Consider the following 11,812-nt stretch of genomic DNA (forward strand, 5'->3'; position numbering starts at 1 on the left):
CTTCTTGCTTTAATTTTAAGTTATCCATTATATTATTTTAAAGTTTTAGTATCGAGAAATTAATATGCCTAAACTTATATTACCATCAGGTTACACCCCTTCTAAAGAAGAGGAATATATGAACCCTTTGCAACTAGAATATTTTAGACAAAAACTTTTAGAGTGGAAAGATTCGTTATTAGGTGAATCACGAGAAACTTTAAACCATCTTAAAGAAGAAAATTGGAACGAACCCGATTTTAACGATCGAGCTTCGATTGAAACAGATACGGCTTTTGAACTTCGCACAAGAGACAGATATCGAAAATTACTTGATAAAATAGAAGACGCTTTATTACGTATAGAAAATAAAGACTACGGTTATTGTGAAGAAACAGGTGAGCCGATCGGCATAAAACGACTACAAGCACGACCTGTTGCCACATTGTGCATTGAAGCACAAGAACGGCACGAAAATTATGAAAAAAATCATCTAGACGAACCGACTCGTTAGTTTGTTATTGCGAGAAACGGCATTGTTACGTAGATGGGAATAATATCCGAAATCATCATTGCGAGCGACTGGAGGCGTTGTTGCATGGCTAATAATTTCCGTATTATGGTTATTATAAGTACGGTGTCATACCGTGGCTTGACCCACTACTGTACGAACGTTGAAAAAAGGCTGTGTCATGCCGTGACTTGATCACGGCATCCAGGAAAATAAAGCCATATTAGACTTATTTTAGAATCTTTTTATGATATTATAAGCTGGATTCCGTGGTCGTAGCCACGGAATGACAGAATTTTTACCTCTTTATTTAAACGTTCGTACAGTAGTGGGCTTGACCACGGTATCCAGAAAAACCTTAATAAAAAGACTGGATGCCGTGGTCAAGCCACGGCATGACACCGGAACACTTTGCAAAAATTCGAGCCATGCAACAACGCCTTTGGTCGCTCGCAATGACGTTTAGGGTATCCACGCGGGCATTGCCTCCTCGCAATGACAATACTGGTATCCACGCAACATTTTCAAGTTCATCGAGTACAAGATTAGGATAAGATTAAATCTTATCCTAATCTAGTTTGGCGTTTTAATTAAAGATTAACTTTAATTTTGATCGTACCACTCTGAGCTTGGTATTTTTTTGCAAGGTTCAAACCGTAGTGCAAACCGTACTCCATTCTACCTTTCTTAAACTCAACGCCTGCACCCAAATCATATAGCATTTTAGTAGCTTTCGGCGTAGGCACAGTCAACGGATCGGTAAGTCCGTTAAGCTCGGCAATGATCGGCGGCGTTTTACCTTTAAAGTCGTAATTAATAAAGGCATGTACTTGCGGTCTTATTAAAAATTCTCCTTTATAGAAGGTGGTTTTAATTTCTCCGCCCGCTATTCCTTCAACCTTGTTATATTGGCGCTTCTTAATAGTTAAGTTCTGGAATGACGTACCGAATTCATGATAACCGGAGTCTTTTATTTTAGCAAGTCTAAGCCCAACCATTGGCGATAAGGTGGTTTCGTTCCATAAATAATTATACCCTCCTACTACTTGACCGCTATAAGAATAAGAGCGATATTTACCGTGAGCCGTTTCCGTGCCGTTTATTATATTACGTATCTCGTTAGTTTTGATTATACTACGTGAATACGAGGTTATACCCTCTACAAACCAATTATTTATAAAGTTATATAAACCGTATGCAGAGAACATATCCGTGTTAACCTTAGTATGATTACCGGCTTTAGCACCTTGGTAATTTAACTTAGTATCAACTTTCGTATAAGCGGCTCCAACTACTATATTATCATTTATTAAAGTATCAACCCCGATCGATCCACCTGCGGATTTTGCTTTATAACCCATAAGATTATTTTGCTGCTTTTGGGTAGCTTTACCGAAATAAGGAGCACCCCATAGACCATAAATAATTTCATTACTATCACAATCACCGGCACCGACAGCTGCCCCTCTTTTTCGAGAAACACCTTGATCTTGCTCTGAAGGTATAGTATCCGGAGCATTCTCGGCATCTCTAATTTTAGAAGTTCTATCAGAAACCTCTTTAGTACCGGCATTCGTGTTACCTCTTGCTGCATCAAAACCGTCATTCGGGTTAGTAGTTGTAGCTCCCGTACTTGCTGCGCCGGAACTTACGCCGCCGCTATTGCCGCTACTGCCAATACTACTATCTTTACCTGTCTCAATAATCGGCATATTGCTACCAGAGCTACCGCCTACTCTACTATTACCGGCACTACTATTATTGGTATTTGTAGAAGAACCTCCGACGGCATTACTACCTACAGAATTTGTAGAAGCTGCCGGAATATTACTATTACCGGAACTTCCTATAGTAGCAGCTGATGGACTTGTAGCCGATGTACCGACATTATTACCGATACGTCCGCTAGTACCTATATTAGCATTGCTTGAGCCGGAAGCATTTGGGCTTACGCCGCTATTACCTATATTACTACCTTGAACTCCGGAATTTCCGGTATTAGAACCACCGAACGCAGAAGGCGAATTAGCTGTCGACGAACGACCTGTAGTACCTACCTTGCTATTATAAGCAGGCGAATTTGTACCTCCTGTACCAATATTACTGTTAGACGAACTTCCTATAGTTGCAGCTGAAGGAGTTGTTGATGTACCACCAGTACCACCGATTGATGAGCTATAACCATTATTGCCAGAAATAGCTGAACTTCCTACGCTAGCCGGACCGTTTACTGATGTACCACCTGTAGAACCGCCAGGAGCTGATGGGCTATATCCGCCGGTACCGGGGCCGTTTGGACCGGTACCTACTACCGCAGGACCGCTCGGCGTAAATGTGCCGCCTATTACACTGCCACCAGCTGCCGGACCGGTACCTACTACTGCAGGACCGTTTGGACCTACTCCTACTACTCCGCCGGTGCCGGGGCCGTTTGGACCGGTACCTACTACCGCAGGACCGCTCGGCGTAAATGTGCCGCCTATTACACTGCCTCCTGTTGCCGGACCGGTACCTACTACTGCAGGACCGTTTGGACCTACTCCTACTACGCCGCCGCCGGTTACAGGAACCGATGGACTATACCCCCCAATTGGACCGATAATCGGAGTTTCCGGTATAATGAACGGATGGTTAATTTGTGTTATTTTATGTATTGTAATTGAAGGGCGTTCAATTATCGGTATTAAATGATCAACTACAACTTTTCTTTGACCGATAGGTGTATTTACTATTACGTTAGCAACTTTTGCTGCATCTGTTCCGGGAGGAGCAGTAATTATATTTTTAATTATATTATCTACAGTTATATCACCGGTAGTTTCTATAGGATAAAGTATAAAGGAACTGGCATTAATAACCCATCTTACAAACACCCCTTCATTAGCGGTAACGTTAAATGGAAGATTCGCAGCATTCCCTACGGTTATTCCATTACCTGATAATGAAGTAATTATAGGGTAAGCACTATTTGCACTTATGCTAGCCGGATTAGAAGCAGCCGTTAACAATACTTTAAGTGCAGTTACGCCGGATAAGTCAATATTTGCTCCATTTGCTATAACTATATTACCGCTATCGGTATTATTCTCTACCCCACTATTTACTGTATCATATAAGACATTAATAGTAAGCTCACCGGTAGGCTTTGCATTACCTGTATAGATAATTTTATTATTACCAAGGTCAAAAGTGATATTACTACCCGATATATTACCCCCGACATTTACGCTAGCGTTATCTCCGGTAAACATCATCGTTGCTTGATCTGCAACTATGTTACTTGCTCCTAAATCCGATTGGATGAAAGCAGTTTTCTGCGGTGCGAAAGTAATAGTATTAGTTCCTGTTACCGCTTTTTGTAGCCATACATCATCATCGAATTTATGACTTCCGCCGTTAATCGGTGCTTGCAGCAGTACGGCATTAGTGTATTCCGCCGAAGAGTTGCTGCTGCCTTTGAAATTATCTGAAACGATTTTTGTTTTATAATTAAATTTTGTTGTTGCTCTTGGAACTTTAACGCCGCCGACGGTTGCTGCAGGTATATCTAAACTTCTACTGTTATAACCGGTAAATACAGCTGATTTACCGACATCAATAGTAATATCTTTAGCATAGGTATCCCCTTTTACCGTGCCTTTATTACTACTGAACTGAACTAGTTTAAGACTTAAATTCTCACCGCCTAAATCATCGGTAAAGCCGTTATCGGCCTCAAATATCGCCGTACCTTCATTATTTGTCTTAGTTGTAACACTAGTGTAAACATCTTGACTCTTAATGATGAATTTACCGTCGCTATTAAACTGCACGGTTTTAAGGTGATTTGAGTCTGAACCGAACGGTGAAGTACCTGTTGTTAAATCACCGGATATGGCTATAGTATGAATTTTATCGCCGGTAGTTGTAGCCCCGCCAACTATAGCATTTTGAGATGCAAAAGTAGCAGTAACGGCTTGAGGAGAGGTGAAGTTAATATTTGAGATATTTATTAAATCGTTAGTAAATGTTACATCATTGCCATTTATTTGTACTGATACTGCTGCTGCTGCGGTTCCAACATTTCTAGGAGCAGTTTCAGGATTTTTGCTATTAAATATTGTATTAGGCACTGCTGCTAAAGCTGCAGCTCTCATTAAAGCAGCAGGAGTAGTTAATATTTCAATACCTATATTTATATCATCGTTAAATTGAATGGTTGCCCCATCTATCATGAAAGCAGTATCCCCTGTAACTTTACCCTCTAAAATTAATACACCGGCTTGTGCGGTTATAGTACCGATAGGGTTATTAGCACTACCGACATCACCGCTAATACTACCACCGCTTGGGAATACTAAATCAACCGCTGTACCTCCTGTCTGGTTGACCACACCTTCTAAGTCAGTAGGGGTAGCTTGGGCAAATAGTATTGTACCGGTTCCTGTTCCTTGGATTTCGCTGATAGACATATTACCGCCGGTATTAAATCTTACTATGCTACCATCCGCACCGCCTTTGAACATTGCAAGATTCGTAACCGTCCCACCTATTATACCGTTGTCCATAAACACTACGGTACCGTTAGGTCCGCCGGTACTGGTTACATTTCCGGTAATTTGTGCGGTCCCTCCAACTTCTACTGCTGCACTGGCAAAGATTGCGGTACCTGCTTGATTTGCAAAGTCCATATTACCGGTAATACTTCCAACTCCAAATTGGGTATTGGCAGCATATGTAATATTTGAAGTTACGTTGGTAAGACCTATTTCAGCTATATTTAACAGGATTTCCGGAGTAAAAGTTTTTGCTACTATAGCAATCGCTCCTTGACCGGAAAAAGTTAACTGCTTTAATGGATGAGCCGCAGTACCAAAAGTAAACCCTCGATCATCTATTATAAGATTAGCACCTTTATTGGCAGAATTTAATTCAACTATACCACCAGTGGCTCCTGGATCAAAATCCCCTAGCAGGCTAACTATAGAATTTATACCGGAGGGTGCCGTAGACTGCAGCTTTAATATTGATGCGGGATTTGCAAAATTAACCTTAGCCGTAAGATCAAATTGGCGACCTGCCGGGAGGAGTGGTGGAACTGCTGGCGCCATCGGTGCATTAACAGCATCAAGAGCATAAGTTGCTCCTCCGTTGGCTCCAGGTAAACCTATATTAATAGCACCCACTATTGCCGAGGTAAGGCTTTGATCGGTAAATACGGAAGCAGGAGCGAGGTTAAGTACAGTTGTTTTACTAACATCGAGTTTAGTAGTACCGGCACCTCCTGAGATTGTAACATTGCCGCTAACATTAAGCACTGCAAGTTTATTAGCACCGCCAAGTGCTTCAACGCCTGTATTACCTGCAAGGGTTAAAGTATTACCGTTACCGTTCAAATTAACTATTCCCGTATTACCGACTCCACCGTTTAAACTATTATTAAAAGTTACCGTTTGCGCCGTGTTAGTAGTTAATCCAAATACTGAATTTGCATCACCGAATGTAATAGTGCTTGCTGCGGCTTGTAGAAGATTAACCGCTCCGGCACTTGCATCGACGGTAAATATTTTACCTGCGCCTATATTAATCGTCTTTACTTTTCCGATATCTGCATTGGTAGCAATGAGCGTAGTGTTAACGGCTAAGATACCGTTATTCCCATTTGCTACTGTACTGTTAAAAGTATAATTAGCAGGATTAACACCGCCGACAAGACCGGAAAATTCTAGGGTACCGCCGCCACCGAAATCAACATTACCTGTAGTAGTAAGCGATCCTTCTAAATTTGCCGTACCGCCATTACCGAAAGTTAGAGAAGCAGCTGATACGTTCTTCTGAAAATTAACTATCTTCCCCGCAGCACCGTTAAGGGTAATCGGTCCTATGTTAGTTACCGCACCCGTAACATTAGCACCTCCAAGAAAATTTAAGTTACCGATAAAATTTCCGGCGCTACTAGTTACTCCGGCAAGTATTCCGCCATCGTTAACATTTACCGTACCGGCATTACCGGCAAAATCCGTTAGACCGCCGACACTGCCGGTTGTTAGAGTACCCGCTCCCGTGAAACTTGCCGTAGTACCGACATTACCGGTAAACTGTCCACCGGCTATTATTGCACTAGTCGAAACATTACCGGTAAAAGTAACGCCGGCGCCCACCGAACCGCTACCGCCCACATTTCCCTTAAACGTACCGCTGCCGGCTGCTACGCTACCGGTTACCCCGCCTATAGTGGCATCTAATGTACCGTTCCCCGCAAGGGTTACGGCTCCGGTCATAAGTGCATTTGCGATAGTATTTGCACCGTTATTAACTGTAAAAGTCTGAGAAAAAGAAGGCTGCACTAAAGTGGTATTACCGGTAAAAGTAACAGTATTTAAAGCAGCCACGCCTGTACCGATAGTTCCCGTAACGCTACTATCTCCGAAAGTCAAACTTCCGTTATTATTACCGGCTGTGGTAGTTATTGCCCCATTTACTGTTACGCCGTTATTAAGTGTAAGGGCTGAAGCTGCGTTTGTTAGAGCCACAACCTTGGAAAAAACATTCGCTCCAAAACTAGCCGCACCTGCTCCTATATTTACTGCAGCTAAAGCGGCTGCATTAGCTCCGATAATACCGTTAACACTACTACCGGGATTCAATATAAGTATACCGCTATTATTATTACCGCTTGTGTTAGTTATTGCCCCGTTTACTATTGCATTATTAAGTGTAAGGGCTGAAAGTCCGTCTGTTAGTTGTACTGCATTAGCCCATACATTCGCTCCGAAAGCAGCCGCTCCTAATATATCTACTTGGGCAAGTGCAGCACCCACACCGCCTATAGTACCTGAGACACTACTCCCCGGATTAAAAGTCAATATTCCGTTATTTGCATTAGCAGTAGTTACCACTCCCGTCAATGCTACGTTATTTCCAAGAGTAAGAGCGGAGGCATTATCTGTTAGTGCTACTGTATTCGCGAATACATTTGCTCCGAAAGTAACCGGAGCCGCACCGATATTTACTAGGTTTATAGCGGCTACATTAGTTCCGATAGTCCCCGTAACATTTCCGCCGTCAATAGTTAATATTTCACCACCGCCGGCATTACTGGTTACCGCTCCGTTAATACCATTTTGTACGGTTAACGTACCTGCTCCCGCGTAATTCACGGCTCCGGTCATCAGACCGCCCGCCGTGGCGGTAGCTCCGCCGCTAATAGTGAAAAGATTGGCATCGGAGGCCGCAGTTAAATTAATACCTACTCCGTTAAAATTTACAACCGTGAGCGGGTTCGTTCCCCCTATTACTCCGGTGACCGTAGTATTCGCTGCTAGGTTTAACTTACCGCCAACACCTACAGTACTATCTACCGTACCGGTAATTGTTGAATTAGCCGTAAGATTAAGAGCAGCGGCAGCTTGACCTTTAAAATCTATGTTACCGGTAACGTTATTTACCGTAAGGTTGGTAGCAGCCGTAAAATTGATACCGGCGTTAACATTTCCTAAAGTTAAAGCGCCTGTTATACCTGTAGAAATAGCATTTGCGGTGTTAATTGTTGGTACGACCGTGATATTACCCGCTCCTGCAAAGGTTATTTGTTGTAGCGGAGCCCCAACTGTACCTATATTTCCAGCACCTGCAATTTTTAGTAACTCCCCTGCATTTTGAGCAGTTATTTGTAATTTACCACTACCTCCTACTCCACCAACTAAATCTCCATTTGTTAAAGTTATCTGAGTATTTACTCCCACACCAGCAGTAGATTGCAGTTGTAAAACAGAGGCAGCATTAGCAAAATTTACACCACCAGCATTTAAGTTAAAATTACCATTTATAGAATCTAAAACGTAAGTTGCAGCACCACCAACTTCACCAATATTTATTGCTGCTACATTTGTGGTGCTAAGGCTGTTATCCTGAAATATAGAACCGCCTTTCATGTTTAACGCAGCTGTTCCTGCGAGATTTAAGCCTGGCTGCGCTATAACACCACCTATAATATTTATCGCATCTAAGATATTACCTGCGCCAATGGTTTTATTTCCTGCTACTACTAAACCACCGCCGGTTCCATTAAATGTAACGCTTCCTCCTTGAACACCCTTCGTGTTAGTTACATTATTACCAAAAGTGAATGTCTGAGCTGCACCGGGCGCTATAATCAATTGCGAGACAGCAGTATTTATATTAATGGGACTATTAAAGGCGACATCTCCCTGAACAGTAACAGTAAGCGATCCATCATTACCAAGATTATTACCGATATTAATTGTCTTTAATGTTCCGATATTCGCATTTGTTGCGGTAAGTGTAGTATTAACATTTAATATACCGTTACCGCCGTTTTCTATAGGACTATTAAAAGTATAAGGTCCGGGTAATGCTCCGTTAAACGTCAATGTTCCACCGGATGCATTATTGCCGAAAGTAACTCCCTTCCCTAATGCCGGTGTTGTAAGCGATCCGCCAATTTGAACTTCTTCGGCAGCACCGGCATTTGTAAAATTAAGAGCTCCGACGGTAACATTCTTTTGTAAAACTACGGTGCTACCATTAGCACCTTGAGCGTTTATCGTAGCAATAGCATTAGTCGCTCCTATATTCCCCGTAACTACCGAACTACCGGCAAAATTTAACGTGCCGTTTCCTCCTGCTTTGGAGTTATCGATATTACCGGTTACATCAACGTCATTATCTAGTATAGCGGTCGCATCTGTACCGTTAAAATCCATATTGGAAGTTATGTCGTCCTGAAATTGCGATATAGAATTTGTCGTAAATTGCACCAAACCACCTGCACCGGTATTAATTGGCGTTGTCCAAATAAGTTGAGTATCACCGATAGCGACCTTAGTACCATCCGGATTCTGAGCAATTTCAATTTTTTTAGCAAAAATATTGCCGGTAATGGTTGTTATATTAAGTCCGTCCGTAATAAAGGCTTGGAGTCTCTTAGCATTAGTACCGACATTTGCTGAAATCTCGGTAGCAGATGTCGAGACGTGAAATGATACTATACCTTGATCATCTGCTCCGCTAACTATATCCTCAGTTGCTACAAATTTGTTACTATTAATATTTTCATTACTAAAGTTAACTGCGGAATTTGCTCCTTTAAAAATTAGTTGATTAAGTGTAGGTTGTACGTCAATATCATTGGCATCATTAGTAATATATTCATACTTTACACCATTAGCAATATTAATAGTCTTAAGCGTTGCCCAAGTTATATCCCTTACGGTCAGCCCTGAATTAACATTTAAGGTAGCCGCTGCAGCATTTTTTAACGTAGTTGAATAGGTGTTTGCATTTAATTTAATTGAGTTGGCAATTGTAGGATCACTAACGTTTAGCGCCCCTGCACCACCGGCAAAATCAATATTATTTATATAATAAGTATCGGCAGGAACGGCATTACTGTCGGCGAATGGGCTAGCAGCACCGCCCGGTGCATCCAAAGCACCGGCGGCGACAGGCTGAGTTATACCGGCACCGGTTAAAGTTTCATTAACACCGTCAGCAATGACAAAATTTACCTTTTGTATACCGGCACCATTACCATTTACATTATTAATAGAGCCGAAGGTACTATCTACATTACAGTTAATGATTACACCGTCACTGCCATCCGGTAAATATATTGAAGCGATCTGCCAAGGGGTAGGACCGTCAAGAGTAATAGTGTGTGCTGTATTTACTACAGTAATAGCAGAACCGTTAACAAATGGTCCCGGTACATCGAATCCTAGACCGGCAGATAAATTAGTAGCTCCGTTAGTAGTTCTATTCACTAAACCGAATGCGCTACCTCCTGAAAGCATCAAGGCAGCGGTGGAAAGAGCCGAGGCAGCAAACATACTTTTTTTGAATATTTTTTTCTTTAGACTTTCTTTTTGACTTGACATAACAATCTCCTATTTTTCCATTAATTTATTTTCAATTTTCTTAACTTATGTTTCGAGAGCGATATTTTTTAGCAAGCATTTATAAGAGGAACGCCTTGATGTTATTTCTAAAATATTTTTTAAGTAAAAATTCAAGACGATTTAAACAGTGATATACGCGGATTTAATACTTAAATTATTAGAAAAACTAGTTCTAAGTTATTTACCGCAACGTATTTAGTTCCCAAAAAGCAATTTTTTAAAGATTTTACTCTTTTAAATATTATATTTTACTTTCGGTTTAATTTGATTAAATAATAAAACACGACGCTAGGAAATAATTAACGATTATAAAATAAGAAAAAGTTTTTAACTGCCGATATTGTTGATATAAATAACACAAGCTTATTAGTTGAAAAACTAATAATTTATTGCTATAATGCAACAGTAAGCCTTAGTTAATCTTTATTATATTCAGTATTTAACAACTTTAGCCATACAATTAAAAGTTACATTTTTATATTAAAAAAATTAAATTATAGTGCTTTTTAAGCAATTATTTTATAAATACAGGGGTATTTTTAAGACAATGCCTTTGCGTGGGTAGCTGCAACGTCTTGTGAGGAGGCAATGCCCGCGTGAGCAGATTAAAGCACGCTCTATGTCATTCCCGTATCCTTGTATGTCATTCCCGCCGCCCCCTATGTCATTCCCGCGCAGGCGGGAATCCAGAAAAATTTATAGTCATCCTGAATTTATTTCAGGATCTACTAAAAGAGATGCCGCAAACTTGTTCAGCATGACAAAGAAAAGCCAGGATTCCCGCCTGCGCGGGAATGACATAAGGGGCAGCGGGAATGACACCGAGAGCGTTTTTAACCATCCACGCAACAACGCCTTTGGTCGCTCGCAATGACGGTTTGGGTATCCACGCAACAATGCCACGGTATGACACCGAAGCGTTTTGCAAAATTTTTTAAATAAAAAATTGATTTGCGCGATATTATGAGGTATATATTATTTTTATAAGAGTATTTTATATAAAATTGCTCGTAAATCTTAACTTTACAATTTTCGGGGCATAGCGCAGCCTGGTAGCGCATCTGGTTTGGGACCAGAGGGTCGGGAGTTCAAATCTCTCTGCCCCGACCATATATATAATAGATTTTTTCTTTCTATTATGTCATTCCGTGATTTATTCACGGAATCCAGTCTTTTTATTAAGGTTTTTTCTGGATACCGTGGTCAAGCCCTCTAGTGTACGAACGTTTAAATAAAGAGGTAAAAATTCTGTCATTCCGTGGCTACGACCACGGAATCCAGCTTATAATATCATAAAAAGACTCTAAAATAAGTCTAATATGGCTTTATTTTCCTGGATGCCGTGATCAAGTCACGGCATGACACAGCCTTTTTTCAACGTTCGTACAGTAGTGGGTCAAGCCACGGTATGACACCGAGGACG

At 41.2% G+C, this 11,812-nt stretch carries 6 protein-coding genes and 1 tRNA gene; 6 read left to right on the forward strand and 1 reads right to left on the reverse strand.

Going from position 1 to position 11,812, the window contains the following annotated elements; translation table 11 throughout:
* Positions 1-64 precede the first annotated feature (64 nt).
* From dksA to AAHM91_RS03040, 4 genes are all read left to right on the forward strand, one after another.
* Complete coding sequence (gene dksA, locus AAHM91_RS03025) at positions 65-493, forward strand: RNA polymerase-binding protein DksA (protein ID WP_253308437.1); 429 nt, start codon at positions 65-67, stop codon at positions 491-493.
* 33 nt (positions 494-526) lie between these two features.
* Positions 527-685, forward strand: coding sequence for a hypothetical protein (locus AAHM91_RS03030; protein ID WP_342269817.1), 159 nt, complete (start codon positions 527-529; stop codon positions 683-685).
* A gap of 91 nt (positions 686-776) precedes the next feature.
* The gene (locus tag AAHM91_RS03035; RefSeq protein ID WP_342269818.1) at positions 777-956 is read left to right on the forward strand and encodes a palindromic element RPE4 domain-containing protein; all 180 of its coding nucleotides are present in this window, start codon (positions 777-779) and stop codon (positions 954-956) included.
* Complete coding sequence (locus AAHM91_RS03040; RefSeq protein ID WP_341793147.1) at positions 919-1,044, forward strand: hypothetical protein; 126 nt, start codon at positions 919-921, stop codon at positions 1,042-1,044. Before AAHM91_RS03035 ends, AAHM91_RS03040 begins: the two co-directional genes overlap by 38 nt.
* A gap of 36 nt (positions 1,045-1,080) precedes the next feature.
* On the opposite strand, the gene AAHM91_RS03045 is transcribed toward AAHM91_RS03040, so the two are convergent.
* Complete coding sequence (locus AAHM91_RS03045) at positions 1,081-10,368, reverse strand: hypothetical protein (RefSeq protein ID WP_342269819.1); 9,288 nt, start codon at positions 10,366-10,368, stop codon at positions 1,081-1,083.
* Between the two features lie 640 nt (positions 10,369-11,008).
* Between AAHM91_RS03045 and AAHM91_RS03050 the strand changes: the two genes are divergently transcribed.
* Entirely contained in the window at positions 11,009-11,263 is a 255-nt protein-coding gene (locus AAHM91_RS03050) for a hypothetical protein (RefSeq protein WP_342269820.1), read from the forward strand.
* Between the two features lie 159 nt (positions 11,264-11,422).
* Positions 11,423-11,499: transfer RNA gene (locus AAHM91_RS03055), tRNA-Pro, on the forward strand.
* The last annotated feature ends 313 nt before the right edge of the window (positions 11,500-11,812 follow it).

It is taken from the genome of Rickettsia endosymbiont of Orchestes rusci, assembly GCF_964030945.1.
In the GTDB taxonomy this organism is placed as follows: domain Bacteria; phylum Pseudomonadota; class Alphaproteobacteria; order Rickettsiales; family Rickettsiaceae; genus Rickettsia.